Source organism: Halorubrum amylolyticum, from assembly GCF_004114995.1.
Classification (GTDB): Archaea; Halobacteriota; Halobacteria; order Halobacteriales; family Haloferacaceae; genus Halorubrum; species Halorubrum amylolyticum.
Genome location: NZ_SDJP01000004.1, coordinates 60,270 through 85,509, shown reverse-complemented (window position 1 = coordinate 85,509; position 25,240 = coordinate 60,270). Strand labels below are relative to the sequence as shown.

Here is a 25,240-nt window from a genome sequence, read left to right as displayed (position 1 = left end):
GAGAATCATCGCGAACCTCTGCTGCCAGTTCATACAGGCTAAGTTGTGCGCCTTCTATGAGATAGCAGCGAAATCAGTTCGGGCTAAACACGTACGGTGTATCATTGTAGGGATCATCTATTGCGGTTTTGGTTAGAATATACTGCCTATGAGGGTATCAGTACTATGGCATCGTAACCGTCGGCCATAGATGATCTATCGTGAAGAGGGGAAAACATTGCAAACCTCCACAAGCTCCACGGAATCCGACTTCAGATTCAAAAGGGGAATCTGATTAAATCACGCCGACGTATTAGAGGCTAATGGGACCAGTAGAGACCGATGATATCCCAAATGAGGGGAACACCACCTGGAAGAACAGCCTTCGCCGGCCTGCTCGGTTGTCCAGTACGGTAACTGTCACATCCACTTCCTAATTTACGATGGCTGTCGATCTGGCAATCCATGATGCACTCGTTCTCACAGCCGACGAGCGGAACCGCCTGTACGAGCGCGGCACAGTATGCATCACCGATGGCTGTATCGAAGAAGTCCGACCATCACGTGCAGGAGACGGAGAATTAGAAGCGTCCACCGTTATCGACGGGAACGGGAAACTGGTGATGCCGGGGTTGGTGAACGCCCACACGCACTTGGAGATGACACCGCTCATCGGTGCGTTTAGCGAACTCGAGCTGACGGAGATGCTCGGGAGTGGGACGGCCTTGTTTAACAGACTAGGGAACGGCGAATTCGAGTACCTCGTCGAGGCAGGCGTCGAGCTCGCAGCGCTCAATTTCCTCCTGGGCGGTGTCACGACCGTGAACTCCATGGACGCACGGCCTGCCGCAGGTGCGGAGACGTTCGGGGAAGCAGGGCTCCGCGGATTTTTCGGCCCGGCGATCTCGGACCTCTTCTGGGACCAACCAGTCGATCAGCAGTTCGCCCGTGCTCGCGAGTTCGTCGAAACGTACCACGACACGTACGACGGCCGAATCAGGGCGACGATCTGCCCGCACGACGACTGGTCGTGTACCCGGCAGCTGTGGGAACGGACCGCATCCCTCGCCGCAGAGTATCCGGACCTGCTCGTCCACACGCACTTGCTCGAACTCGAGGAGAGTAACACGATGGCACGAGCGAACGGTGGCGAGGACTCGGTAGGATTGCTCGACGACGTTGGACTCCTGGACGACCGACTGGTCGCTGCTCACTTCCGCCTCGGCGACGAAGAGGACATCCAGCGAACCGCCGAGGCGGACGCGGCTGTTGCGCACTGCCCGTCCGTCTTCTGTTACTGGAATCCGGACGGGGAGACGCAGTGGACGCCCGTTCCCGAGCTTCGAGCCGCCGGCGTCGACGTCGGAGTAGGGATTGACGACCACTACTGGCACGACTCGTACAGCATGTTCGGTGAAGCGCGGCAAGCTCGGCTGGCGGCAAATCTCAAGCGTTCAGCCGGGCAGTTCGACTCGATGGAACTGATACGAATGCTCACTATCGAGGGCGCACGCGCGCTGGGGATGGGCGACGAGATCGGCAGTATCGAAGCGGGAAAGCGCGCGGATATTATCCTCCTCGACGTCGACAAACCGAAGTTCACGCCACTGACCAACGTTCCCGCACACGTCGTGAACAACGCGGTCCCGGCCGACGTCGAGACAGTGGTCGTTGACGGCGACGTCGTCCTCCGGAATGGTGTGCCCGAGACAATGGACTCGGACGACGTGCGACAGCGAGTAAATCAGGCTGTCGAACGCTTCATGGACGAGACAGGCTGGGAGTTAGACATTGGTGGTAGTGAACCGCCGACCAGCATCGAGACTGTACGGGACCTCCCAAAGCGTGGCCCTGCGCGACTCCTGACTCGCCTCGCGATGCAATCCGCGCGTGATCGGTTCTCCTTCTAAGACCCTGCCAGCGTAGGGGTGGTTCCCCCTCAGGAATTTCTGTGGGCGCGAACGAACGCACGTCGCAGGACGGTCAGAAGAACGTACGTCTCGTACTTCTGGGTCTGGCAGTGCTCGCAGGGCTGCATATCCTCGACGATCTCCTCAATAGCGTCGTCGTACTCGTCGGTGAGCGTAGTGAGCGCGTCCGTGATCTGGGGCTGGGCAGCGTCGATCATCTCCTCGACGGCGGCGTCGGCCGAATCTGGTAGTGAGTACGAGAGGACGATCGTGTTCGCGTGGTAGTACTTCGTCGTCCCACCACGCCCCTCCTCGAAGCGAACGACGTCGACGAGGCCCGCATCCCGGAGCTCGTTGATGTGATGGCGGACCGTGTTCTCCGTCCGGTCGATGCCGCGATCGTCGAGGCGTTCGTGGACCTCGGTCGCAGTTAGGGCTTCCTCGGACAGAATGTCGAGGACCATCGCCCGCATCGGCTCGTCGATGGCGTCCGAAATCCGAGTGTCTCGCACCGCGATGTCGTCGAGACGGTGGTCGGTATCGGAATCACTCATACGAGGACTGAGCGCGAGCACGCGGGAAAAGGTAGCGGGGCAGGAGTCGGGTAGGTGTCTGTCGAGATATCCAGTACAGGATGGACCCGCGATAGCGAAAGCCCTAGACGACCCGTTTGACTGTTCCAACGACTCGTATCCGAATTCAAACATATCATATAAAAAATACTTATTGAGGTACGGGCACTATCTCAAACTGTAATGAGCGACACAACCCAATTCCGCGTCCTCGACTTCGACTGCCCGACCTGCGCGAGTACCGTCGAACGCGCCCTGTCGAACGTCGACGGCGTCCAGCACGTCGAAGTCCACTACGCGACCGGCCGCGTCGAGATCGAGTACGACGACAGCGTCGCTGACCCCGACGCCTTCGCAGAGACCATCGAAAACCAGGGGTACACTCCCCAGCCCGCCTAACACTATGAACAAACAATCGATCACGCAGTACTACCGGAACCACCGGAAGGCCATCGTCACGGCGACAAGCGGCCTGCTGTACGGCGGTGGCTGGAGTCTCGGCTACCTCACGAGTTTCGAGATGGCAAGCGCCGCCATCCTCGTCCTCGCGACGGTCGTGGGTGGCTACGACATCGCCAAGACCGCTTACCACGAGGTCACCAACCGGACGCTCGGCATCAAGACGCTGGTGACGCTGGCCGCCATCGGTGCTATCGTCATCGGGGAGTACTGGGAAGCCGCCGCCGTCGTCTTCCTGTTCAGCCTTGGCAGCTACCTCGAAGGCCGGACGATGCGGAAGACCCGGACGGCACTTCAGGAGCTACTGGAGATGACGCCCGACACGGCGACCGTCCGTCGCGACGGGACACTCCAAAAGGTCTCCGCCCGCGATGTCGAAGAGGGCGAAGTCGTCGTCGTAAAGCCGGGCGGGAAGATCCCGGTCGACGGAACCGTCGTCGACGGCGAGAGCGCAGTCAACCAGGCGCCGGTCACCGGCGAGAGCGCGCCCGTCCACAAGGCCGACAGCGACGAGGTGTACGCCGGGACGGTCAACCAGGAGGGCGCGCTAGAAATCCGGACGACGGGAGCGGGATCGGATACGACTCTCGAACGGATCATCCGTCGCGTCGAGGAGGCCCAGGAGGCTCAGTCGCCCACGGAGAGTCTCATCGACCGGTTCGCGAAGTACTACACGCCGGCCGTCATTGCCCTGGCAATCGGCGCGTACGCGGTCACGCAGAACGCGATCCTGTCGCTGACGCTGCTGGTCATCGGCTGTCCGGGCGCGCTGGTCATCGGGCCACCGGTCAGCATCGTCTCGGCCATCGGTAACGCCGCCCGGTCGGGCGTGCTGATGAAGGGCGGCGAACACCTCGAACGCGCCGGCAAGATCGATCTCGTCGCCTTCGACAAGACGGGGACGCTCACGAAGGGCGAGACCACCGTCTCCGGTATCGAGGGGTTCGGCGTCGCCGCCGCCGACGTCCTCTCGCTCGCAGCGACCGCCGAGAAGAAGAGCGAACACCACCTCGCGGACGCCATCGTCGACATGGCCCGCGAACGCCAGACGGCTGCGACGGACGGTGGAGCGACGGTCGCCCAAGCGGACGATACGGACGTGGGGCGCAGGTCGGTCCCCGATCCCGACGACTTCGACGTGGTCGCCGGCAAGGGCGTCATCGCCCATGCCGATGGCCAGGAAGTCGTCGTCGGCAACCGCGCGCTGCTGGACGACCGCGACGTCGATGTCCCCGATCGGGTCGCCGACTACGTCCGCGAGCGTGAGGGGCGCGGCGAGACAGTCGTCCACGTCGTTCGGGACGGGGACATCATCGGCGCGATTGCGATGCGGGACGAGCTCCGGGAGGCCGCTCCTGGGGTCGTCGCGGCGCTCCAAGACGCTGGCATCGAGACGGTGATGCTCACCGGCGACAACGAGCGGACGGCCGCTGCCGTTGCCGAGGAGGTCGGTATCGACGAGTACCGTGCCGAACTCCTCCCCGAGGACAAGCAGTCCGTCATCGAGGGCAACCAGGCCGACGGCCACGTCGTCGCGATGGTCGGCGACGGCATCAACGACGCGCCATCGCTGGCCACTGCCGATGTCGGCATCGCGATGGGTGCTGCGGGAACGGACACCGCTATCGAAACGGCTGACATGGCGTTGATGGCCGACGACCTCGAACGCATCCCGTACGCGGTCAAACTCAGCAAGGCGACGCGCTGGAACGTCCTCGAGAACGTCGGGCTCGCGGTGCTGACCGTGACCGTCCTCCTCGCGGGCGTGCTCACCAGCTACGTCACCCTCGCGTCGGGAATGCTGGTCCACGAGGCCAGCGTCCTCCTCGTCATCCTCAACGGGATGCGACTGCTCCGCTACTGACCACGAGACACGATCACAACCACAACTCATGACATCGAATTCGACTGCGACTGACACGACCCAGACGAGAACCAATTGGCAGGTCGACTACGACGCCGACCCGATCGAAATCCGCGACCCCGTCGCGGAGGCCCTCGGCGTCCTCGAACCGGGCGATCCGTTCGTCGTCACCTACCGGGACGCGGTGAAAGAAGCCGGACACTCCTGTCCGACAGCCTCGGGTGCCTATCGGATCGTCCAGCTCGGGCTCGACGCCCTGTATCCCGACGACTATCCAGTCCGGAGCGAAATCGAGGTCCAGACGGCCGGCCCGCAGGACGATGCCGCGTACGGCGTGATGAGCCGCATCATCTCGTACGTGACTGGCGCGACCGGCGATGACGGATTCAGCGGGCTCGCCGGCGGCTATGGCGGCCGCCGCGACCTCCTGCGCTTCGACGCGTTCGACCCGGACACGGCGGACCCGACGTTCCGGTTCCGGCGAACCGACACGGACGAGACCGTCGAAGTGACCTACCACGTCAGCGACGTTCCTGACGGTGGACCCGCAATCGGGAACCTCCAAGGGATTCTCGACGAATCGGCAACTGACCAGCAACGAGAGGCTTTCGCTGACGCCTGGCACCGCCGGGTACAGGTCGTCCTCAGCGACGACTCGCTGTTCACCGTCGACGCGGTGTGAACGCGACGGTCTACCCCTCTCACTCGAAATAAGTTACTGCGGTACACTATCGATCTCCTCAAGGGCCTCAGTAGCGACATCACCTAACTCACCAGCCTCGATATGCGAGTACCGCTCACGAACCATCTCCTCAGAATTATCGAGATATCGGGCCGCCACAGTATATCCGAATGCCCGGACCAGAACCTCGCCCATGCCACGACGGCCACCGTGCGGAGCAAGATAATCGTGTTTCGGATGGTCGATGTCGATCTCCGCGGCCTCCGAGAGTCGTTGGAGAATCGACCGTGCGCCGTCCGTCGTGATCGACGGCGGCCGAATGTCCACATCGAGCGCCAGCAGCAGGTCGCGAGCGTACTCCGCACGGCGTTCAATGATTGCTTCTGGGCGTTCCCCTCGTTCGGCTAGCTCTTCCCGGACGAGCTCCGCGAGCGTCCGTTGGTCGTACGTCGGAAACACCGGCCAGCGCTCCGTCGGTGGATCCATCAGCTGGCGATAGCTCCGGAGCGGCGAGATCACCGGGTCGGGAAGACTGGCGGCGTCCCACTGCTGTTTCTTCCGGTAGACATCCATACTCCCCTCGTCAAGCGAGAGGTCCTCCCAGCGGACGCCCCGGCGACGCGGGTCGTTCGGATCCCGGAGGAGTTCCCCGACCCGAACGGCGGTGTACGCGAGGACGAACACCAGAGCCCGGTCACGAGCCGCCTTCAGCGCCGCATAGCGTCCTCGCTGCTTGTCGAGGGGGTCAGTATCCTCTGGGAGTGTCGTGTACGCCTCGACGGCGTCGCGGGCCCGTTCGTCGACGTGGCGGGTGAGGACGTGGCGTTGTTCCGACGTCCAGGCCTGCTGGTCGCCGGGCTTGCGGCCGTCGTCCTCCGGCAGCGGCGCCATCGCACTCGCCCGCTGCGCGTAATGCGCTTCGAGGTACCCCTCGTTGACACACCACCCGCACCACGCAGAGATATAGCGATAATAGGTTTGTACCGTGTTCTGTTTGAGTCCACGATCGCCGGTAAGATGGCGGGCGTACTCCCGAAACACGCGTTCGTCGAGGTCCTCGAAGGTGGGCTCCTGGTCGACGTTGCCGGAGACGATCCCGGTCCAGTCGTCGTCGCCGCGGTCGCCGGCGGCCCACTCGGCGAACCGCTCGAGTTCGCGTGCAGCGTTTCGTCGGTAGTTCCCGCCGTCGCCACCGCGGCCTTTCCCCTTGTCTTGGAGGTAGCGTTCGAAGGAACTCGCGAGTGATTGATCGGCGCGTTCTCGGGGCGTCATGAATCATCACTCGCGTACTGGTAATTCGGACGGACGTCCTCAAGAAGTTCTTCGACGATTTCCCAGAGAATCAGGGAGGGAGACTCGTGTGCGAATGTGATCCCCCAGCGGTCCTCCGTATCGGCAGCTGAGTACTGGAAATGCGCGTGTCCGAGATCGGGATGGTCTTCGTCCTGGTGCCAGCCGGCGTGAAAGCCCGTGTTCGGGTCGGTGTAGTTGATACGGAACCAATCGTGGGGGTCCTGTCGATACCACTTGACGGTGAGTTCCGGCGAATCAGGGCCTGTCGGGGGATCCTCAAGGCGGGCCGAATCGAAAACCGCTCGCAGTTGCTTGGCCTCGATATCGTCGGGAACGAACTCGACGGTCGTGATCTGAGGAACCCTGTCGAGGACATCCCGCTTCAGTTGGGCGTAGAGGTTTGCGTTCGGGTCACCACCTGGATGTGGAACCGACATCCGTTAGCTGCTGGCCTCAGCAGGCTCTGTCGTCGGAGCGAGGAAGTCCCATTCGCGGATGGCAAACCCGACAATCTTGATACGTCGCTGAAGGTGCTCCCACTCACGGGCAATCTCGCGGCGTCGGTCTTCCTCGTCGGCGTCAAGAGACTCCTCCGCGAGCGTCCCGCGAAGCTGGTTCGGCGATTCAACGCCGAATTCGTCCTCCCAGTCGCGGATCTGCGCCTTCATATCGGCGAGACGGTCCGTGAGTTCCTCGACAGTGTGTCCGCTGTCTCGAAGCCGCATCGCCTCCTGCATCGCTTGGCGGCGGTAATCGGGGTAGTACGTGGTGTGAGTCCCGCTATCGTCGCGGTGGAGGACCCCGTCGTCGACGAGTCGCTCAAGGACGCGTTTGGTCGGCTCGTGTGACCAGCCCGCTTCGGAAGCGATCCAGTTGGCTGTCCGCGGCTCCGACAGCTGCCGGGCGATCATCCGCACACGGTCTTCACCCGTGGTCTGGCGCTCCATCAGGCCCTCGGAGTTTGATTTGTCTTCGGTCATACCACACCATTCGTGCTTTGTCTTAATATAGGTTGAGGTCATTCGTCCTATATCGAATCTCATCTGTCACCATCGCCCGACCACAGCTGTGGAGAGTTATAGTAAAATCGAACCGTGGTCTTGGCGGCTCTACCCTGGGGGAAGCGTCTTTCTGAGCCGGTTGCAGCATTCGTGCTTCACCGACGGCGGCAGGGTACTTCAAAGTGGTCGTGATTACCGGCGTAATCATGACCATCGAGTACAGAAATCTCATAACCATTTTTCCGATGATAGAAGGGTTCTATCCCCTGAAATTCGGATTTGACCAACGGTATAAACCATATACCGATATACTAAAACCGCGACCGCCGTTCGGACCCGGTTCTGAGAATAATCGCAAGACTGCAAGCAGATAGCTTGCTACACAATCTGCATAATGTACAATGCGCACAAAATTTGAATGGTGAGGAAAATCAGCCAAATCCAATGTTAGTCGTTCGTAGCTTGCTCGCTCAGCATCTCAACAACTTCCTGAACACGTTCCTCATCGGCTTCGATACCACGCTCCCGGAGGATCTGGAGGGCAACCTCATCACCGTGGTCCGCAATTACCCGGAGACACGCATCTTGAAACTCTCTTCCCTCAAACTCGGGAACATCAAACATAGAACACGCAGCAGTTACCGATGATCGCATCCGGGTGACGCCATCCCACGTGTCCTCCCGGACATAGAAGCCGTGCATATCGGTCTCATCAAAGGAGAAGGCCGGTCCACCGGTGGATTCGTCCACATCCTCCTCATCCTGCTCAGGAATGGACTCAGTCTCCGACTCTGTGTCCTCAGTAGTTATCTCTTCATCCGGTTGCGGTTCATCCTGGGCGTCAGTACGTTCGTCGTCATCCGATTCGGCTCCTTCCTCCGTTTGTTTGAGCTGTTCAGCGACGTCCCCGAAACGGTCGTCCTCATTAGGCATGGCTGTGTTCCTCCACGAGGTCCGCTAAGTGATCGAAATTCGGGATCTGGTCGCAATCTTCGTCGAACTCCGAGACCGGCATTCCTTGCTTGAACGCGCGAGAAATCGCGGTCCGTTCGCGAATCCCTGGCTTCGGAATACTATCGATGGTGCGTTCCGAATCATCGAGGGCATCGAAGATCTCCGGGTCCACACGAGCGTACTCGGGGACGAATGAACCGAACTCCCGGTTGAGATTTTCAACGAGAGTCCGATGCTCGTTGCGTTGTCCCATTGTTTCGCGAATCATATTCGGAGTGACTGCGAGGATATCCAACCCGATATTCTGCCGGATTGGGGAGATCTGGCGTTCAATCATCTTATTGAGGCCGTTGATCGAGCCAGCACGCGGGATTAGCGGGATTATGACGCGCTGGACGGCGATGAGGGCATTGTCGGAGAGTTTCCCACGGCCGCCTGCGGCATCAATTATCACGTAGTCGTATCCGTTTTGAATGAGCGGATCGACGACGTTCCGTCGAAGCTTCACGTCTGCGAACCGTTCGTCCTTCAGCCTCGTCTCGACGTTCTCGAGCTCGTTACTCGACGGGAGTAGGTGAACGCCGAAGTCCGTCTCGATAAGCAGGTCTTCGGGGTCCTCACCATCGATAAGGGCGTCACCGAGGTTCGCATCTCGGTCGTACGCATCGTCGTATCCCAACTGGGTCGTCATGTGCCCGTCCTTATCCAGATCCAATAGTACCGTCTCATGGCCACGAGCAGCGAGTCGATCAGCGATGTTGAGCGCGATCGTGGATTTCCCTACCCCTCCCTTGAGCAACGAGACAGCTGCTCCGGGGAGCCCTTCAAACTCGTCAGCACTCATAGCTCAGCACCCCGTAAGAAGCGGATTTTGTACATTTTGTAGGTAATGTACATTGGGTAGATGTTGAAGGTTGCGCGAGTTTTGTCGATAATGTACGTTTTGCACTGGTCATACGCGGTCAATGATGCTCGTCCATCTTAATTCTGTGCCAGACAGATTGCGTACGCCATCTACACAATCTACATTTTGTACATTACGTAGATTGTTGGCACAATCTCAATTGGCATAATCACCGTCGACCCTACGCAATCTACATAATTTAGATAATCAGCATTTCATACGCATTCATCACAATCTTTGCCACCCACACGAACCAATTGAAGAAGCCCAATTTACATTATCTACATTATCCACATTATGCAGATTGGCTATGAGATCTACATTCTTCAGTCATTCAATGGGAGAGTCCCGAGTGATAGAACTCAGACAGAGCCGTTCTACCCCGTCTTCTAGTAAGACCTTTAGCTGTTACCGGATTATTGGTAACTACCAGATGTATGAGGTTCTCGACGACACGGCGGCACAGACTATCCTCGCTATCGAGAGTGGTGACTCCATCCGCCGTGTCGCCCAACACCTCCACACGCCCTACGAGACAGTGAGACAGGCCGTCAATCGGCTGGAAGAGGCAGGCTACGTTTCCTATGATGACGGCCTCTCAGTCGTCGACGAGCGCGTGAGGGACGCAGCACGAGAGCTCGTCGCTGCCAGCGCCGGCGTCAGTCCACCATCCATCGAGGAGGCCTACGTCATCCCGCAGTTCGATGACTGGCCGTTCGCATTCACACGGTTCGACGCCGTCTACGTGTGGACCCAGGGCGGCTACCAGGTCGGTCGCGAGCCCAACGACTATCCACTGTTTCTGGCCGTCCATGAGGAGGACGTCGACGCTTGGGAGGCGTTTTTCGAGTCGTTCGACCTCCCGACCGCATTCGAACGACAGCCCCGAGATGAGCTGGACCGACCGCTGCAGATCGTCCTCGAGCTAAGGCCGTCCCTCGACATCGAGCACGTCGAGGGGTACCCGGTGATTCCAAGGGCCGAGACTATCGAGTACATGCACGAGAACTACGCCCAGTTCCAGTCGGCGCTGGCGATGCTCGACCGAATGTACGACGACCTTGACCTCGGCGTCACGTATCGAGAGACCGAACGGGCTCAGACGTGAGCTTCAACAACCGAAGTGACGCGCTCATCGAACTGCTCGAGGAGCTCACCCAAGAGGGCCACGAGTACGTTCTCGTCGGCGGGTACGCTGTCTCAGCGTTCAATGCTCGCTTCTCCATGGACCTCGATATCGTCGTTGCGCCGGACTCCAAGGCTAAATTCGCAGGATTTCTCGAAGAACAGGACTTCGAAGGAAATCAGTCGAGACCCTCAAGGAAGCTCTGATACTGTTCCAGAAACTCGTCTAGTTCCGGTGGAGCCGTAATATCACTTCTAATCAGCCGAAATCCCTTCTCAGCGTAACAGTTGAGGACGGTTGTACCGTAGTCTGATAGCCGGGTGTGGGAGGATGAGTCGAGGATTTTCAGCATCATGTCCTGTATCTCCTGTTTTTCATCCCACGGTATTCCTTCTCGCTCTATTTCCGCAACTATGAGGGTGGAGTAGATCTCGTATTTCTGGTCGTCGTAGGCTTGGATGACGTCGGTGACGAACTCTTCACCGGGTTCGTCGCCCTCTGGGACGCGGCTCCGGTCTTTGATCCCTGCCATGGCGGAGAGGTAGTACTGGTCCCAGAGACTATCAAATTCTCCAGTAGTACTTTTCTCGTTGATCTGCCGGTAGTAGCTCCGTGCCTCGGTGCTGAGTCTGAAGGACATGTTATGCAGCCTCCTGTCGTTCTTCCTCGGACTGGAAGTCCATGAAGAAGTCCTTGTCGAGGTGCTTCTCTATTTTTCCGGGTGTGTCGGTTTTGTGGATTGTGGTGTACTGGATGTCGTTGGATTGCAGTTCGTTGACGAAGCTTTCTCTTTCTGGGGAGATGACGAAGATGATCAGCTGGTCGAAGAGGTCGGAGATTATTGGTGCGACTTCTGCGCGTTTTTCGTAGTCGATACTGACTGCTGGGCTGTCGATGACGAAGGGGACGTCGAGTGCGGAGTCTTCGAACAGGGTGGAGAGGTAGGCGTAGGCGATGGACAGGCTTTGGCCTTCAGAGATGTCGTCCCTGCCTTCGATTTTGATGGAGTTGTCGATGTCTTCGACTTGGACTTTGGAGAGGCCGAGGATGCGTTCAAGCTTCTTGTTGGTCTCCTCGATCTGACTCTCCTTCATCGACTTCAGACATTCCTCGATGAATTCCTCGAAGATGTCCTCCAGGATATCGGCTTTCTTCCCGAAGTTGACCGTGCCACTGGCCTTCCGTAGCTCCTCTTTCCGCTGCTCACGCTTCCTTTTGCACAGCGGGATGTTGTTCTTCCAGTCGAGGCCGAACTCGGCTTGTTCGTTCTTGTCGTTGGTTTTGAGACGCCGGAGCTTGTCCTCTTTCTCCTCTTTTGCGTGTTCCTCTTCCTCGATTTCCTCGATGATCTTGTCGAGTTTCTCGTTGAGGTTGGGGTCATCAAGGTCGAGTCGGGCTCTCTCTTCTTCGGCTTGTTTGAGGTCGTCTCGTTTCTCTTGGAGTTCTTCGAAGGTGTCGTCGAAGCTTTCGTAGTCCGGTGTGTCCCTGAGATTGTCCTTTAGCGAGTTGAGCACCCCGATATCCTGCTCGCTGAGGAACTTCTCGGCATTATCCAGGATCTCTTGCTCGTGTTCTTCGTGGATTTCCCTACCGCAAATGCAGTTCTTTCCTTCAGCAAGCTCGGTGAAGAACTCCTGCGACGTGGATTTGGGGAGCTGCATAATCTTCATGTTCTCCAGCAACTTCTCCATGTCGTCGTTGAGATCTTCGTCAAGCCTGCTGGGCTTCCTCATTGTGCTCAACAGGTCTTTGGTAGCGGTTTCCAGTTCGTTCTCCAGGTTCTGGATTTTGCGCTCTAGGCGTTTGTCTTTCTCCAGTTGCTCTTCGTTTTCAGCGAGGATGTCTTGACGTCGTTCCTCCAGCTCTTCGATCGTCTCCTCGTGGTCTTCGACGGCGTCTTCCAGTTCATCTCTTTTTTCTTGGAGTTCTTCGAGTTTTTCCTCTGTTGTTTCCAGCCTTGTCTGGATGTTGCGGTAGCCTTGCTGGGTGGTTACGCTGGCGTCCTCCTGCCGATTTTGGACAGTCTGTTGTATCTGGTTTTTCTGGTTTTCCAACCGGTTGAGGAAGTTGACGATTTTGAGTGCGTTTTCGGCTTCATCGCTTCCGGTTTCGATGAACTCCTCAGTGAGTTCTCCGTTGAAGACGAAGAGGTCGACGAAGGACTCAGTGATTACGTTGTTGAGTTCGTTGGGGAGGAAGTGTCCGGCCATGTCTCCTCCGCCGACTTCCTTTGGTTTGATGTGCCGGTAGGAGTGATCTCCGACCTCGTAGTCAAGTTCGAGACGGAGTGTGAATGGTTCACCGGAGGATACGAGATCTATTTCGAATGCTCCTTCGATGGCGTCGAAGTCGCTTGGCTGGTAGGATCTGACCTCGTCCTGATCCATCTCTTTGCCGAGGAGGGTTGTCCGGATCAGGTTCATGGTGGTTGTTTTCCCTGTACCGTTCGGCATCTGGACGAGAGAGATATGATGCGGGTTGTCGTTTGACCCATTAGCGAAGTCGAGTTCTACATTTTCGAACTCCCGAATGTTCTCGTACCGTATGCCTGTGATTTTAAGATCCATCGAGTTCCTCCTCCTCGGATAGCTCCACGTTGTCGATGAGTCGTTCCAGCGAGGTGCCTCCCAAATTGTTCTCAACCGTGTTCTCGTAGAAGTTCATGAACCGGTCTTTGAAATCCTCTGACTGGTCGTACTCGTCGAGTACGTCGTCCGCTATTTCTTCGATATCGCGTTGATCTGTCATTAGGTTAGTATTCTTGCTTGGTTACTTCACTGAGGTCCAGTAGCCATTCGTATCGCTCTTTGTCCGGTGGTGTTTCGACTTCATCCTCGCCTTCGTCTTCCTCGGAGTCTTCTTCGATGTCGCTTCTGACAACAAAGTCAACTATGTTAGCTGTTTTGCCTGGGTTATCGGGATTGGTTCTCATCGCCCGACCGATTCTCTGGATGGTAGTTCCCTTGGACCGGTTTGAAGTGAATAGGACGATGTTCTTCACTGATTTAATGTCTATTCCTTCGGAAATCGCTTTACTTGTGACGAGTGTGGAGATCTCTCCATTTGAGAAGTCTACTAGGTTTTTCTCGTCGTCTTCACCGTAGTAGGTCCTGTATCGTTTAGTGTGTTCGTGGATTATCTCTTGGACCTTTTTCCCGTATTCCTTGGTTTCAACGAATATGAGGCAGTCTTCGAGGACATCGGTGTTCTTCTCCAGGTATCGCTCGAATACTGGCAGTTTTTCTTCTGACTCTTTCCTGACCCGGGCCAGCATCATGTAGAGACGGCTTTTTGGGAGGGTGGGATTTTCGGCTTTCATCCCTTGGAACCGGCCGAAGGCGTCTTGTTGCTTCTCTTTGTCCTTGGGTGAGAGTTCGTAGAACAGGGGTGTGTAGTCGAGTTCGCAGAGGATTCCCCTGCGGATGGCGTCGGCTAATCCGAACTCGTAGACTACGGGGCCGACTTCATCTCGGAGGAAGTCGTTCCGGTCCGGATCGTATGGGTCGAAGGGGGTTGCGCTGAGGCCGAGGCGGTGACGGAATACGTCAAGTTCGCCTTTCAGGGCTTGTTTCCGCGTCTTGGAGCCCATGTTGTGTACTTCGTCGCAGATCAGCAGTGTTCTCTGCAGTTTGTTGTTGATATCGGCGTCTATGCATTCGTGGAGGTTGTCGTAGGAGATTATCAGGCCCTCCAGTTTGTCCCGGTTCTTGGTTAGGAAGGATCCGAGGTCGTGGTTTCCACCGTACTCCTTGTAGATCCACATTTCGTCGGCGCTGAAGTTTTCCAGTAGTGTGTTGTACCATTGGTCCAGCAGGTCGTTCCCGTAGGTGGCGACCACGACATTGTCGACTTTGTCCTCACGTAGGAGCCGGTTCAGGATTTTGAGTGAGGTGCGTGTTTTCCCGGTCCCTGTCGCCATTTTCAGGATTCCGTGGCCTTCTTCGAGGAACTCGTTGACTGCTTCCTCTTGATGTCGCCATCGGTAGGCGCTGGTCATTTTCTTGGATTCCGATGGGTTCTGGTATGGGCGGTCATCGTCACGAAGCTCCGCGATGTCGAGGGAGATGCTGTCAGGGAGAGAGATGCTGTGTACGCCTTGTTTGGCGTTATCCCAGATTTCGTCGAACCGTTTTTCGTGTTGGTCGATTCTTTGTTCTTCTCTGTCGGACATCCAGGAGGCGAAGACGGAGTAGGATTCGTAGTTGGAGAATCCTTGTCTACTGTCGTTCTGTGAGCCGTGGAAGGCGATTTTGTCGTCTTTGGCGTCTCTGACGATCCCCCATTTGTCGTGGAAGTCGCCGGATAGGTTTTCTCCGGTTATTGCGATCCGGATGTCGAGGAGTCCGTCGGCGATCATCCAGGCGATTGTGTTCTGGGTTTCCTGCTCGAGGCCTTCCTCGATGTCGGAGACCATGTGGTTCAGCCGGTCGTACAGCTCTTGGTCTCGTTTCGCTTCTTCCCCTTTTTGAAGTGCTTCCCAGTCGCCTTCTTCCAGGATGGGACTGATGATCCATTTGGCTGTTCCACCGTTTTCTGCGAGTCCTTTCAGGCCTCTTGCTGCGAACTGGAACCAAGAGCTGGTGAAGTATCCGACGCCTCGTTTGTACTCTTCTGCTACGCTCAGAGCGGGGTTGTAGAAATCCTCCGCGAAGTCCACGTCGGATGTTTCTATTAGCAGCGGGAGATCTAGGTCCCTCAACCCTTTGGGAGGGTTTGACATCTATGATGTAGGTCACTCACTGACCATTTGAATCCTTTGCCGCCCACCGGTTTCGCAGACGGTTACTGATACACCAGAAAAGATAGTGTAGTGATTAGCTGAATCAACCAGTTGACTAGGTTACAAGCGGGGTTGGTCGGTGCCTCGTTCAGAAGGTGAGGTTGCGGAGGCGGTTCACGATATTGATCACTTCGTCAGTGGCGTACTCGATTTCCTCTCGGGTGTTGTCTTTTCCAAGTCCGAACCGGATTGCGTGGTGCCAGATTTCCTCGTCGTCGGTGATTGCTTGGAGAACGTGAGAGGCTTCGACGGTCCCAGTCGTACAGGCGGATCCTGCGGAGACGGCGATATCTGGCTGCAGGTTTTTCACCAGGGCTTTGTTCTCTACTCCGGTGAAGCTGATGTTGAGGTTGTTAGGGATCCGGTCTTCAGGGTGACCGTTGAGTACGACATCGTCCAGTTCGTCGTCGAGCCGGTCCCACATATACGAGGTGAGTTCGTCGACGTGTTCAGTCCGTTCCTCCAGGTTTCGATCCGCCATTTGTACGGCTTTTCCGAACCCGACGATTGCAGGGACGTTGAGTGTCCCGCTGCGCCAGCCTCGTTCGTGGCCTCCGCCATGGAGTAACGGGTTGAGTTTGACTTTCGGGTTCCGTCTTCTGACGTAGAGTGCTCCGACGCCTTTCGGCCCGTAGATCTTGTGTGCGGAGATGGACATCAGGTCGATACCCATTTCCTCGACGTCGATGGGGAGGTATCCGAGTGCTTGGACGGCGTCGGTGTGGAAGAAGACCTCGTTCTCTTTGGCGATTTCTCCGATTTCCTTTATGGGTGCGATGGTGCCAATTTCGTTGTTGGCGGCCATGATGGAGATCAGGATGGTTTCGTCTCGGATTGCGGCCTCGATGTCCGCAGGATCCACTTTTCCGTTTTTATCAACGGGCAGGTAGGTAACGTCGAAGCCGTCGGTTTCCAGGTCTTCACAGACCTCGAGTACTGCTTCGTGTTCGGTGACGGCGGTTATGATGTGGCTGCCTTTGTCGTGGTCAGCTGCGTAGTCTGCTGCTCCTCTGATAGCCAGGTTGTCGGACTCGGTTGCTCCGCTGGTGAAGATGATTTCTTCTTCACGGCAGTTCACAGCTTCAGAGACTCGTTCTCGGGCCTGGTTTACGGCTTGCTTCGCTTTTGCCCCGAATATGTGGTCTTCGCTGGCAGGGTTGCCGTAGCTTTCAGTGAAGTAGGGGGTCATCTCCTCGACGACCTTTTCGTCGACAGGTGTGGTGGCGTGGTGGTCGAGGTAGATGGGTGTGTCCACGTCAGAAGTCATTCGTTATCCTTCCTGTTTGGCTTCCAGTCCTTTTATCTCTCCGGGAACGAGGTCGTAGAAGTCGCTTAGGTCGCTTACGTTACCTGCCACTCGTTCGACGCCTCGGTTGAGGTGTGCGACGAACTCTTCGTACAGGTCCTCTTCAGGGTCTTTCCCTTCCTGGATCAGTCGTTCTTTCAGGAGAGCCATGTAGAGGGTGTCGTGCTCCCCGAGCAGGGTGTACCGGTTGAAGGTTTGCCCGTCAGTGTCGTACTGCTGCGGGTTTGGAGGCCGTGGCTCGTTGAGGGAGTAGCAGAAGCCAATCCTGCCGAGGTAGTTGGGTGTCATCCCAGTGTTGGCTTTCAGCATTTTCAACTGGTTGGTGGCGTCGCTGTCGATAGTGATCCGGTTGAATTTCTGGCTCATGATGTAATCTCACCGAGTGATCGCTGATCTTCGTCGTCTTCGGTCCAGAAGTAGCCTTCCGAGGGAACGGTTTTCCCTTCCTCTTCGTCGTACTCCAGACGGTATGCCTGGGAGATGTAGCCTTCCAGTTTCTTGTACTGGTGGTCATCGATCTCCGTGTCGGTGGAGAAGATGATTACTTGGTGTGCTGCTTCAGGGAAGAAGTGGGTGATCAGGTTGTCCCGGTGATCGTTGTCGAGGCGGCCAAGCGGTGTGTCGACGATGAAGGGTAGTGGCCGGTCGGAGATCTCTGCCAGTGCCCAGAGAAGGGATGTTGCGAAGATCTGCCGTTCCCCGGCTGAGAGCTCTGTATGCGGCTTGCTGTTGCCGTGGATGGTCTTGATCGTGATGTCGAGATTTTCTTCGTCGATCTCGATTTTCTCGTAGAAGTCGCCCTTGTTGGAGAGAGTGATGTAGCGTTCGCTGAGTTTCGACTCCAGTTTCCGCAGCTTCTTCTTGGCGAGTTCTTCGCGGAAGTCCTTCACAGCGTTCCGGACGTCAGAGGCGAGGTCTGCCCGTTCGGAGACATCTTCGACACGGGACTTCTGCTCCAGCTTGTTTTCGACCTCGTTCTCTTTACGCTCTAACCGGGTTTGCGCTGTACTGATTTCTTCCTCCAGTTCTTCCAGCCGCGATTTGATGGCTCCCTTCTCCTCGGTAAGCTCGTTCAGGTCATCGATCAGCGGTGAGATGACTTCCTGGTCAGGAGCCTTGTTGAGACCGGATTCGACCTCTTGGAGTTCCCGGGTTTTGTCTTCCAGGCTCTCTGTGAGGTCGGCAAGCTGGTCCGGGACGTCGTTTAGGGCTTGGTCGGTAAGCGAGTAGATCTCCTGTCGCTGTGCCTCCGAGAACTGGTGGGCGAGTTCCGGCTCCTCGTCTTCGATTTCCAGCCGGCTTTTGAGTTTATCTTGGATGCGGTCAGAGAGCTGTCCGACCTGATCCTCCGGCATATCCATCTCTTCCCAGACATCCTCGTCACCGAGTACGTCGTCGAGTTCGTCGGTCAGCTCGTTCCTGGCGGTCGCCCGGTTCTGGCGTTCGGTCTCAGTCTTCAACCGGTCAACTACGGATTCACAGAGATCCGGTGCCAGGGTGAACGGGTACGCGCCTTCTACAAGATCCCGGATCTGGTCTTCGAGTTGCTCGATACTGGCGTTCAGTTCAGCTCGGCGTTCCTTGAGTTCCTCCCGCTTGTCGGCGTAGGAGCCGCCCTCTTGGGCGATCTTCGATTCCTTGCTGTCGATCTCGTCTTCCAGCTCTGCCAGTCTCTGCTCCTTCTGTTCTCTCTCCTGTTTCAGGTCCTCGAACTCCTGTTCGATTTCGTCTCGCTGGTTCTGAAGTTCCTGGATTTCGTCGTTGATCCCTTCTACACCGCTTTCTTCGAGCTTCTGGGAGATGTAGATGGATAGGTCGGTGTCCAGGCGTTCAATCAGGTCGAGGCCGAGGAGTGAGTACATCGAGTCCTCGAAGTCGGCGTCAGATTCGACTGCTGACGCAAGCTCCTGGATTTTCTCCCCGTCGAAGAAGAACAGTTGGGAGACTCCTGGTGGAACCAGTTCTTTCAGGAAGTCCTGCCACTGGTCCTCGTTGAGTTCGGAGGGGATCTCACCGTTCCTCCGGACTTTCAGGTCCTCGACGATGCTTTTGCCACGGTCGCGCCAGGAACGCTCCACGGAGTAGTGGTCCACTTCGCCCATGTGGGAGTACTCGAACTCGAGTCGGACGGCTGCTGTATCCGCTTTGCCGTCAGGGTATTCGTGGAGCTTGCTGCGGATTGCTTGTTCGTAGTCTTTCCTGGCGGTGCGCCGGCCGAGGGAGGATTTGCCGTGGAGGCAGAACCCGATTGCTTCGAATAGCGTGGTTTTCCCTGCCCCGTTTTTCCCGCCGAACAGTACGATGGGGGCGTCTTCAGTTGAGCTAAGCTCGATTTCGTTACGTCCTCGGTAGGGGCCGAAGTCTGTGATGATTAGCTTGTTGATTCTCATGTAGCCTTGTCCGTTAGACGTCTACTCCGTCGTATTCCCACGCTTCTATACGGTCTTCACCTTCGAGTTCTGCGACGATCTCTTCCATGTCCCGCCAGTCCTCCCGCATGACTTTGTCCAGCTCGCTGTAGATGGATGCCCGGCGTTTCATGCCGTAGTGCTGGAACTCGGTGTCGAGCAGGCGTTTGACGAGTTCGGCAGGGACGTCGTGTTCTTCACAGACCTCGTTGAGGACTTCTGCCTCCATCTCGCCGAAGGAGCCGAGGTCGTCGTGGACCCAGTCCAGGTCGTCGTCCATGACCTCGTTGTAGATCTGGGGTACGGAGTCTTCCCAGTCAGCACGTTCTTCGCGCCAGAGACGACGGATCTCTCTGAGTTCTTCCTCCCGGATGAGATCCATTTCCTCGTCTTCGGGGATCTTCTCGTTGACCTCTTTCTGGGTCTCCAGGAGTTTCCGGAGCAGGTCTTTGCAGAACTCGAACTTGTGGGCGCGGGGGATGATGCCGTCACTGCCGTTGGTCTTCTCTTTGACGTAGCCGTGTTGGCGGCCTTTGACCATCCGGTAGTTCGGCTTCTTCTCGGGATCCTGCGTTTCTTTGAGGAAGTCACGGAACTCGAGGAGGGGTTCCATCCATTCGTCGCCCTCGTCGATCATGTTCTCCATCGCCTTGTCTTCGGAGACGACGGTGCAGGTCCAGCAACCGAATCGGCTGTTACCACAGGAGGGTGTCTTCGTGTCGATCACCATCGGGCACTCGTCGTCCGCTTCCTGGTAGAGTGCGGCGAGGTCCCGGTTGTTCTTACCCCAGGGGTTGTCGACGGCTTGGATGAGGTAGGTCCAGACGTCGTCGACGATCCAGTCCTCGATAGGTGTGTAGACGAAGGCGTTAGCGAACTTGTTGTGACGTGAGAGGACGGTTCCGTCGATGCTGTGCATCTCCATTACCTGTTCTCGGGTGGCGGATTCTGCTTTCCGTGCTCCGAGGATTACGACAACTTCGCCGTGTTCGGATACCTGGTTCTCGATGAACCGATCTGCAGGATCGATTTTCAGGCGTTCGGTACACCAGCGGAAGTTCTGGTTGGGTGCTGGGTAGCCCCGTCCGATAAGGTTGACCCAGAAGGAGTCGTCAACCTTGGGTGTGACCTTGTGGGCGGTGAAGGGCAGATTTTTCTTTTCTGCGTACTCGTTGATATTTTCCAGAGTAGAGATGATGTGGTTGACGATTTTCGGCGTCTCTACTAATGTGTCACTTGAGATGACATGGATCGGTTTCTGCCTCTTCTCTTCTGGAAGGTCTTCGATTGCGTACCAAATTAGCTGGAGGGCGGTGGTGGAGTCCTTGCCGCCACTGTAGCCGATGACCCAGGGGCGGTCGTCCGCCAGATAGGTTTCCTGTATCTCTCCGTAGATGTCTTCGAGAGAGCGGTTGTCGAAAACAGACTCGCCTTTTTCCTGGCCAGTCTTCGCAACCTCTAAATTATCTGTACTCATGATGATATCCTCTTGGTAAGATTGCTGTCCGGGAGATACTTGTATCTACCCGTACCTACCGGTGGATTGACGAATGGCCCCGCTATGATCCGTTGGTTTTCCATTCTAGGTTACCTGCGTTGACCTCCGATTTTTCTACCCGAATAGCGCCCTGTTCAACGGCTTGCTCGAGTGATAGTTTGTCTTTCATTAGGTAGATATCGTGGTTCTGACGTTGCTTTCTCATTACTGAGTTGCTTAGTATCGCGTTTGAATCTGTTTCTTTGTCTGCGACGACACAGTACTCCTCAGGGGAGTCTTCTAGCACCAGTTTGTAGAAGTAGTTGTCCAGGGTTTGTTGTACATCTTTCAGGTCTTCTTCTGGGACTTTGAAACGGTATTTATCCCTATTGTAGTACTTTTTGAGCTGGTTGAAGAGCTGTTCTTCGTCGAAGTACGCTGTGAACAGGTATGTGTTCCCGAAGTCGAATGCTGTTATCTCCTCCGTGTCGACGTTGAAGATGGGCATTGGTTTTTCCCTCCTTCCAGCGCGGGGGGCTCTCCTTTCTAGTTGAAACTCTACTGTCTAATACCTCCGCCAAGGGGAGTGAAAGTGGAACCGCGGGACGGCTGCCGTCTGATCATTAGGGAGGTCAGGCAAAAAATTCTGAGTTTCTCTTGTGCTGGAGGGAGCTTCCCCTTCGGCCGCCCTCCCGTTCCTTAGTCTGGTGGCCAGCACCTCAGCACTTTTCGACATGGGGATAAAGATCGATAATAATAAGAAAATAAATACGATGAGATTATTCCACACTATATTCAAAGATGTAAATTAACTTTGACACGTATCCCGCACCACTCTTTAGTTAAAAGACAAAAAGATAACTTTCCGTAAATCTTCATATTTATGATACTTTGACAATATTGTCCGCGCCCGTCTGAAGCCCTTTCAAAGCCGTTGTGGCACTTCCTAAACTAGTCAAGTCATTTATATCTGTCGGCGTATCTGCCTCCAGAATTACTATAAGTAATCAAATACATCTCGAAGCAGTCAATAATCATGTTTCTCGCAACGCCTGAAAAACCCCAGGAAGCTGGTAGTTCTGGATCTCAGAGTACATAAACCCAAAACCGTTGTGCGCAGAACTGACAACTGAGGGATGGAAAACATTTATCCTGTTCGGGGGCGAACATCACACTAATGAGCCAAAGAGCCACGAAGAAATTCACCGTGGCGGAGTTCGATGATGAATACGTCTGGCTAAAACTACGAGAAGGTGAAAAGCGTGGTCTCCAGTTCGCGATCCCTCTCGACAATGGCTGTCAAGATGAGTTGGAAAGCCTGAACGAGGGTGAAAAGATCACAGCGACTCTTGAAAGTATGAACGAGCGAAACACCGCTTGGCAGTGCGTCGAGATTCAGCGAGAAGAGGAGGAAGACGGTCGTACTGCAATGCCTGCTGACGACTAAGGCTCTCTATTTCATCCGTACGCTCTTCTGTAGGAGGTTGTTGATACTGTGCCTTTGGACCTTATTAAGTAGGTAGACGTCAGAGCTGCTGAGTCGTACGTTCTCAATTTACCCGGCTCACCAAGAAATCGCAAGACAGCCTCCCATCAACAATGTGCTACACATAAGGTCGATCCGTATTTTATTCCGCATCAAAAGTTAGGTCAGCCTCCATTACCGCTCCCAACTTCACCCGTATCCTGGTTCTGGATAGCCACGAAATAATCCGTGATAAGATACCGAATAAAGACTCGTTCGTAGTAAACAGTCAATCTCCAAGATACAAACAGTACAGCCAGTAACAAGGAGAAAATCCCCACAGTAGGATAAGATTCGATTATGAAAGGAGAACAGATTTCTACACTTCCAAAACAAAATAGACCACGGTAAGGCCACCCGTTAAGAGGAATAAACGCACCAATTTCATAAGCGACGATGAATAGCCAGACAAACCAGGCAGAAACCCACATACCACGGTGGAAATTTCTGATAGCCTGAAAACGATACGACCGTACAGGCGACCTCGGATCGTCAACCCGGCTTGAAATCATCTGCTGCAGATCCTCATATCGGTCTATCCCGACATCTAAATCATAGGTTTGTCTTAGATTTTTCCAGACAAGATTTGCATGCAGAAGCTCTTCCACCTCATCATCATTCGGGGACCACCACAACCACACAACCGGGCCGATTAACGGGTACAATATAAAAAGCAGAATCCGGTGTCCCCAATAGGAGTTCGAAAAACGTTCTCTAAGCCCAGAATCGTCATCCTCTCCACCAGTATCTTCGTCGTCCTGATCATCTGGCGACTCTTCTTTATTGTTCCCCTCACCATCACCACTACCCTCATCTCCTTCCCCAGTATCATTATCATCCTCATCATCGTCTACTAAGACGTTTCTAGTCTCATCCATCGTGTTCTCAAATACCTTCAGCTCACCCATGGCCGAAGAAGAATACGCCTGGGCAATATGGCCCAGCGAAAACGCTACGATCAGGTAGAACAGGTACTCCCAGATAGCAGAGGGAACAGGTGGATCCGGAAAGAGAACTAGAATCCCGAACAGCAGAGTCGCCCCGGGCAAGAAGACGCCGATAATGTCGTATAGATTAAAAACCCGGGGTGCACGGGGATTGACCATACCCTGTCCAATACAACCGAGGTAAAAATCAGTTGTCACAGAGGACACCTATCGTGTTCAACTGGAGGATAGAACAAAAGCAGATGTCCAGTGGCGCGATCTCCGGCTACTCTATGGTATCGTTCAAACGTAATTCCGGAAGTTCCCGGAAGCCTGTGTTTTCCACAAAATGAATCGCGTTACAGCTCGGGGAGAATCACAGATGGAACGGGACTAACTGAATCGTTTCCGGAAATACCCCAGTCACGTTTTTAGTACTAGCCAGAAAACCAGTCTATCAAGCAAAGATGATCCGCGATGCTCGCGTTCTCCGCGCCGGGTTCGTCCCTCGGGAAGTTGAGCATCGCGACGCCGAAGTCAACCACCTCTCTAGCGTCCTCGAGCCCATCACGAACGGAGAACCAGCCGACACAGCTATCGTCACCGGACCCAGCGGGACGGGGAAGACGTGCATCTCGAAATTCGTCACGGAACGACTACGTGAAGAGGTCCTCGACGTCGAGGCCATCTACGTCAACTGCTGGCGCAACTACACCCGGTTCCGCACGCTCTACCAGATCCTCGACGACCTCGGCGCGACCATCGACATCCACCGGCAGTCGACGCCGCACGACGAACTCGTTGATCGCCTCCAGCAGCATGACGGCCCGCGAACCGTCGTCATCCTCGATGAGGTCGACCAGCTCGAAGACCCCAGCGTCATCTACGACCTCCACAGCCTCCCGCAGTTCGCAATCATCTGCATCGCGAACAAGGAAGAGGAGCTGTTCAGCCGCGTCGACGACCGCCTCGTGAGCCGACTGCGCTCCAGCGAGCACGTCCGGATGGACAAGTACCACGACGAGCAGCTGTACGACATCCTGAGTGCTCGGGCAAAGTGGGGGCTCGACGAGGACGTCATCACCGACGACCAGCTCTACCGGATCGCCGACGCGGCCGCCGGCGACGCCCGCCTCGCAATCGGCATCCTCCGAACGGCCGCCGGCAAGGCCGATCGCGAGAACCACGAGCGCATCACCGACAATATTCTCCTGGACGCCGCCGAGGATGCCCGGGCCCAGATTAAGCAGAAGAGCATCGATTCACTCACGCCACACCAGCGCGTCGTTTACAACATTGTTCGCGATCACGAGCCACTCGGGCCGAGCGAGATTCACGACCACTATACCGAGAAGGTCGACGATCCTCGGACAAAACGGACAGTGCGGACGTATCTCTCCAAGATGGTCCAGTACAACCTCGTCGATGCGGAAGGCACGAGCCGGGACCGGGAGTACTCACTCGTCGGTTCGGAAGCTGCGTCGCCGATGCAGTAATATCCTGTCTCCGATTGGGTGAGATCGAGCGGCAATCAAGCGAACCCTTGCGGAATCGCGAAACGCCGAAATCACGGGATACTAGTACTGAGTGCCGACTGCGAATCGAGCATAGGCCATGAGCAGTTAACCAACAGACGGTTAATACATACGATTTGTTGGTTAACCGAAAGAGGTCCACGGTCATCATCGACTGGTGTCGGGAAGGGTAGATTTCGACTGGAATATCGGCCAGGCAACGATGGTAGCAGGGAGAGGGCGACCAGAGTTGCCAGTATTGCCAATAATACCGTCGTTTAAGTACCTCTCTCACTCCACCATTGCCAGTAACGAGGGGAGAATGGACGGGAGGGCAGAAACTGTCACGTCTCTAGTCTAGTTACTGTTATCTAAACCTACTACAACTAGTGGAGTTTTCGTTAGTGCGGGTATGGTTTAACGTACAATGTATTAAGAGTATCGCTAATTAGAGAGGGGGTCGTTGACCCCCTCCAGTTGTTGCAAAGGTTTACTGGCAATAGTGGAGTGTGTGTGTTTTATAAGTGGATGCGACACTGGCATAATTGGTTCGAGTGGTG

23 protein-coding genes and 1 pseudogene are annotated in these 25,240 nt (G+C 55.9%); 8 read left to right on the top strand and 16 right to left on the bottom strand.

What is annotated here, in order from left to right; translation table 11 throughout:
• Positions 1 to 422 precede the first annotated feature (422 nt).
• Positions 423 to 1,889, top strand: a complete 1,467-nt coding sequence (locus ESO89_RS05745; protein WP_128904674.1) for an amidohydrolase family protein — start codon at positions 423 to 425, stop codon at positions 1,887 to 1,889.
• A gap of 29 nt (positions 1,890 to 1,918) precedes the next feature.
• On the opposite strand, the gene ESO89_RS05740 is transcribed toward ESO89_RS05745, so the two are convergent.
• On the bottom strand, positions 1,919 to 2,443 hold the full coding sequence (locus ESO89_RS05740) for an ArsR/SmtB family transcription factor (RefSeq protein WP_004048660.1): 525 nt from the start codon (positions 2,441 to 2,443) through the stop codon (positions 1,919 to 1,921).
• A gap of 201 nt (positions 2,444 to 2,644) precedes the next feature.
• Between ESO89_RS05740 and ESO89_RS05735 the strand changes: the two genes are divergently transcribed.
• From ESO89_RS05735 to ESO89_RS05725, 3 genes are read left to right on the top strand one after another with little or no spacing between them, the layout of a single operon-like run.
• The gene (locus ESO89_RS05735; RefSeq protein ID WP_004594622.1) at positions 2,645 to 2,860 is read left to right on the top strand and encodes a heavy-metal-associated domain-containing protein; all 216 of its coding nucleotides are present in this window, start codon (positions 2,645 to 2,647) and stop codon (positions 2,858 to 2,860) included.
• A gap of 4 nt (positions 2,861 to 2,864) precedes the next feature.
• Positions 2,865 to 4,784: a heavy metal translocating P-type ATPase gene (locus ESO89_RS05730; RefSeq protein ID WP_128904673.1), complete on the top strand. Its 1,920-nt coding sequence runs from the start codon at positions 2,865 to 2,867 to the stop codon at positions 4,782 to 4,784.
• A gap of 28 nt (positions 4,785 to 4,812) precedes the next feature.
• Entirely contained in the window at positions 4,813 to 5,466 is a 654-nt protein-coding gene (locus ESO89_RS05725) for a hypothetical protein (protein WP_128904672.1), read from the top strand.
• 33 nt (positions 5,467 to 5,499) lie between these two features.
• On the opposite strand, the gene ESO89_RS05720 is transcribed toward ESO89_RS05725, so the two are convergent.
• The 5 genes from ESO89_RS05720 to ESO89_RS05695 form a co-directional block, all read right to left on the bottom strand.
• Positions 5,500 to 6,738, bottom strand: coding sequence for a tyrosine-type recombinase/integrase (locus ESO89_RS05720; RefSeq protein WP_128904671.1), 1,239 nt, complete (start codon positions 6,736 to 6,738; stop codon positions 5,500 to 5,502).
• Positions 6,735 to 7,196: a hypothetical protein gene (locus ESO89_RS05715; RefSeq protein WP_094529634.1), complete on the bottom strand. Its 462-nt coding sequence runs from the start codon at positions 7,194 to 7,196 to the stop codon at positions 6,735 to 6,737. The genes ESO89_RS05720 and ESO89_RS05715 overlap by 4 nt, the downstream gene beginning before the upstream one ends.
• A 3-nt stretch (positions 7,197 to 7,199) precedes the next feature.
• The gene (locus ESO89_RS05710; protein WP_128904670.1) at positions 7,200 to 7,781 is read right to left on the bottom strand and encodes a DUF7342 family protein; all 582 of its coding nucleotides are present in this window, start codon (positions 7,779 to 7,781) and stop codon (positions 7,200 to 7,202) included.
• Positions 7,782 to 8,207: 426 nt separating this feature from the next.
• Positions 8,208 to 8,693 (bottom strand): hypothetical protein, encoded by a 486-nt coding sequence (locus ESO89_RS05700; protein ID WP_121513335.1) that lies wholly within the window; start codon positions 8,691 to 8,693, stop codon positions 8,208 to 8,210.
• Positions 8,686 to 9,558, bottom strand: a complete 873-nt coding sequence (locus tag ESO89_RS05695; protein WP_128904668.1) for a ParA family protein — start codon at positions 9,556 to 9,558, stop codon at positions 8,686 to 8,688. Before ESO89_RS05695 ends, ESO89_RS05700 begins: the two co-directional genes overlap by 8 nt.
• A gap of 493 nt (positions 9,559 to 10,051) precedes the next feature.
• On the opposite strand from ESO89_RS05695, the gene ESO89_RS05690 reads away from it, so the two are divergent.
• Positions 10,052 to 10,726, top strand: coding sequence for a helix-turn-helix domain-containing protein (locus ESO89_RS05690; protein WP_128904667.1), 675 nt, complete (start codon positions 10,052 to 10,054; stop codon positions 10,724 to 10,726).
• Positions 10,723 to 10,941, top strand: a pseudogene (locus ESO89_RS05685) (hypothetical protein); the annotation flags it as partial. The gene ESO89_RS05690 and the pseudogene ESO89_RS05685, both read left to right, overlap by 4 nt.
• Here the strand turns inward: ESO89_RS05685 and ESO89_RS05680 are convergent.
• From ESO89_RS05680 to ESO89_RS05640, 9 genes are all read right to left on the bottom strand, one after another.
• Positions 10,923 to 11,384 (bottom strand): hypothetical protein, encoded by a 462-nt coding sequence (locus ESO89_RS05680; RefSeq protein WP_096396438.1) that lies wholly within the window; start codon positions 11,382 to 11,384, stop codon positions 10,923 to 10,925. The pseudogene ESO89_RS05685 and the gene ESO89_RS05680 sit on opposite strands and share 19 nt — an antisense overlap.
• Position 11,385: 1 nt before the next feature.
• Complete coding sequence (locus ESO89_RS05675) at positions 11,386 to 13,311, bottom strand: AAA family ATPase (protein WP_128904666.1); 1,926 nt, start codon at positions 13,309 to 13,311, stop codon at positions 11,386 to 11,388.
• Positions 13,301 to 13,492 (bottom strand): CxC ATPase DNA modification system associated small protein, encoded by a 192-nt coding sequence (locus ESO89_RS05670; protein WP_096396436.1) that lies wholly within the window; start codon positions 13,490 to 13,492, stop codon positions 13,301 to 13,303. Before ESO89_RS05670 ends, ESO89_RS05675 begins: the two co-directional genes overlap by 11 nt.
• 4 nt (positions 13,493 to 13,496) lie before the next feature.
• Positions 13,497 to 15,464, bottom strand: coding sequence for a DEAD/DEAH box helicase family protein (locus ESO89_RS05665; protein WP_096396435.1), 1,968 nt, complete (start codon positions 15,462 to 15,464; stop codon positions 13,497 to 13,499).
• A gap of 148 nt (positions 15,465 to 15,612) precedes the next feature.
• Entirely contained in the window at positions 15,613 to 16,791 is a 1,179-nt protein-coding gene (locus ESO89_RS05660) for a cysteine desulfurase family protein (protein ID WP_096396434.1), read from the bottom strand.
• Positions 16,792 to 16,794: 3 nt separating this feature from the next.
• Complete coding sequence (gene dndE, locus ESO89_RS05655; RefSeq protein ID WP_096396433.1) at positions 16,795 to 17,196, bottom strand: DNA sulfur modification protein DndE; 402 nt, start codon at positions 17,194 to 17,196, stop codon at positions 16,795 to 16,797.
• A complete protein-coding gene (gene dndD, locus ESO89_RS05650; protein WP_096396432.1) occupies positions 17,193 to 19,220 on the bottom strand; it encodes a DNA sulfur modification protein DndD in 2,028 nt (675 codons plus the stop codon). The genes dndE and dndD overlap by 4 nt, the downstream gene beginning before the upstream one ends.
• Positions 19,221 to 19,233: 13 nt before the next feature.
• Positions 19,234 to 20,715, bottom strand: coding sequence for a DNA phosphorothioation system sulfurtransferase DndC (gene dndC / locus ESO89_RS05645; protein ID WP_123619672.1), 1,482 nt, complete (start codon positions 20,713 to 20,715; stop codon positions 19,234 to 19,236).
• Positions 20,716 to 20,797: 82 nt separating this feature from the next.
• Positions 20,798 to 21,223 carry a hypothetical protein gene (locus tag ESO89_RS05640; RefSeq protein WP_121571073.1) on the bottom strand — a complete coding sequence of 142 codons (426 nt, stop codon included), beginning with the start codon at positions 21,221 to 21,223 and terminating at the stop codon, positions 20,798 to 20,800.
• Positions 21,224 to 21,892: 669 nt separating this feature from the next.
• Here ESO89_RS05640 and ESO89_RS05635 point away from each other — a divergent pair.
• Positions 21,893 to 22,162, top strand: a complete 270-nt coding sequence (locus tag ESO89_RS05635) for a hypothetical protein (protein WP_096396478.1) — start codon at positions 21,893 to 21,895, stop codon at positions 22,160 to 22,162.
• 203 nt (positions 22,163 to 22,365) lie between these two features.
• Here the strand turns inward: ESO89_RS05635 and ESO89_RS05630 are convergent, their stop codons facing one another.
• On the bottom strand, positions 22,366 to 23,346 hold the full coding sequence (locus ESO89_RS05630; RefSeq protein ID WP_128904665.1) for a hypothetical protein: 981 nt from the start codon (positions 23,344 to 23,346) through the stop codon (positions 22,366 to 22,368).
• A 287-nt stretch (positions 23,347 to 23,633) separates the two neighbouring features.
• Here ESO89_RS05630 and ESO89_RS05625 point away from each other — a divergent pair, with 287 nt between their 5' ends.
• Positions 23,634 to 24,662, top strand: coding sequence for a Cdc6/Cdc18 family protein (locus tag ESO89_RS05625; RefSeq protein WP_128904664.1), 1,029 nt, complete (start codon positions 23,634 to 23,636; stop codon positions 24,660 to 24,662).
• Positions 24,663 to 25,240: the final 578 nt, after the last annotated feature.

Excerpts from the sequence above, each read along its gene's own strand:
- ESO89_RS05670 (WP_096396436.1), bottom strand. The coding sequence starts at position 13,492 with ATGACAGATCAACGCGATATCGAAGAAATAGCGGACGACGTACTCGAC.
- ESO89_RS05720 (WP_128904671.1), bottom strand. The coding sequence starts at position 6,738 with ATGACGCCCCGAGAACGCGCCGATCAATCACTCGCGAGTTCCTTCGAA.
- ESO89_RS05745 (WP_128904674.1), top strand. The coding sequence starts at position 423 with ATGGCTGTCGATCTGGCAATCCATGATGCACTCGTTCTCACAGCCGAC.
- ESO89_RS05715 (WP_094529634.1), bottom strand. The coding sequence starts at position 7,196 with ATGTCGGTTCCACATCCAGGTGGTGACCCGAACGCAAACCTCTACGCC.
- ESO89_RS05665 (WP_096396435.1), bottom strand. The coding sequence starts at position 15,464 with ATGTCAAACCCTCCCAAAGGGTTGAGGGACCTAGATCTCCCGCTGCTA.
- ESO89_RS05660 (WP_096396434.1), bottom strand. The coding sequence starts at position 16,791 with ATGACTTCTGACGTGGACACACCCATCTACCTCGACCACCACGCCACC.
- ESO89_RS05690 (WP_128904667.1), top strand. The coding sequence starts at position 10,052 with ATGTATGAGGTTCTCGACGACACGGCGGCACAGACTATCCTCGCTATC.
- ESO89_RS05675 (WP_128904666.1), bottom strand. The coding sequence starts at position 13,311 with ATGGATCTTAAAATCACAGGCATACGGTACGAGAACATTCGGGAGTTC.
- ESO89_RS05735 (WP_004594622.1), top strand. The coding sequence starts at position 2,645 with ATGAGCGACACAACCCAATTCCGCGTCCTCGACTTCGACTGCCCGACC.
- ESO89_RS05710 (WP_128904670.1), bottom strand. The coding sequence starts at position 7,781 with ATGACCTCAACCTATATTAAGACAAAGCACGAATGGTGTGGTATGACC.
- ESO89_RS05680 (WP_096396438.1), bottom strand. The coding sequence starts at position 11,384 with ATGTCCTTCAGACTCAGCACCGAGGCACGGAGCTACTACCGGCAGATC.
- ESO89_RS05730 (WP_128904673.1), top strand. The coding sequence starts at position 2,865 with ATGAACAAACAATCGATCACGCAGTACTACCGGAACCACCGGAAGGCC.
- ESO89_RS05640 (WP_121571073.1), bottom strand. The coding sequence starts at position 21,223 with ATGCCCATCTTCAACGTCGACACGGAGGAGATAACAGCATTCGACTTC.
- dndE (WP_096396433.1), bottom strand. The coding sequence starts at position 17,196 with ATGAGCCAGAAATTCAACCGGATCACTATCGACAGCGACGCCACCAAC.
- ESO89_RS05725 (WP_128904672.1), top strand. The coding sequence starts at position 4,813 with ATGACATCGAATTCGACTGCGACTGACACGACCCAGACGAGAACCAAT.
- ESO89_RS05625 (WP_128904664.1), top strand. The coding sequence starts at position 23,634 with ATGATCCGCGATGCTCGCGTTCTCCGCGCCGGGTTCGTCCCTCGGGAA.
- ESO89_RS05635 (WP_096396478.1), top strand. The coding sequence starts at position 21,893 with ATGAGCCAAAGAGCCACGAAGAAATTCACCGTGGCGGAGTTCGATGAT.
- ESO89_RS05630 (WP_128904665.1), bottom strand. The coding sequence starts at position 23,346 with ATGGTCAATCCCCGTGCACCCCGGGTTTTTAATCTATACGACATTATC.
- ESO89_RS05740 (WP_004048660.1), bottom strand. The coding sequence starts at position 2,443 with ATGAGTGATTCCGATACCGACCACCGTCTCGACGACATCGCGGTGCGA.
- dndD (WP_096396432.1), bottom strand. The coding sequence starts at position 19,220 with ATGAGAATCAACAAGCTAATCATCACAGACTTCGGCCCCTACCGAGGA.
- dndC (WP_123619672.1), bottom strand. The coding sequence starts at position 20,715 with ATGAGTACAGATAATTTAGAGGTTGCGAAGACTGGCCAGGAAAAAGGC.
- ESO89_RS05700 (WP_121513335.1), bottom strand. The coding sequence starts at position 8,693 with ATGCCTAATGAGGACGACCGTTTCGGGGACGTCGCTGAACAGCTCAAA.
- ESO89_RS05695 (WP_128904668.1), bottom strand. The coding sequence starts at position 9,558 with ATGAGTGCTGACGAGTTTGAAGGGCTCCCCGGAGCAGCTGTCTCGTTG.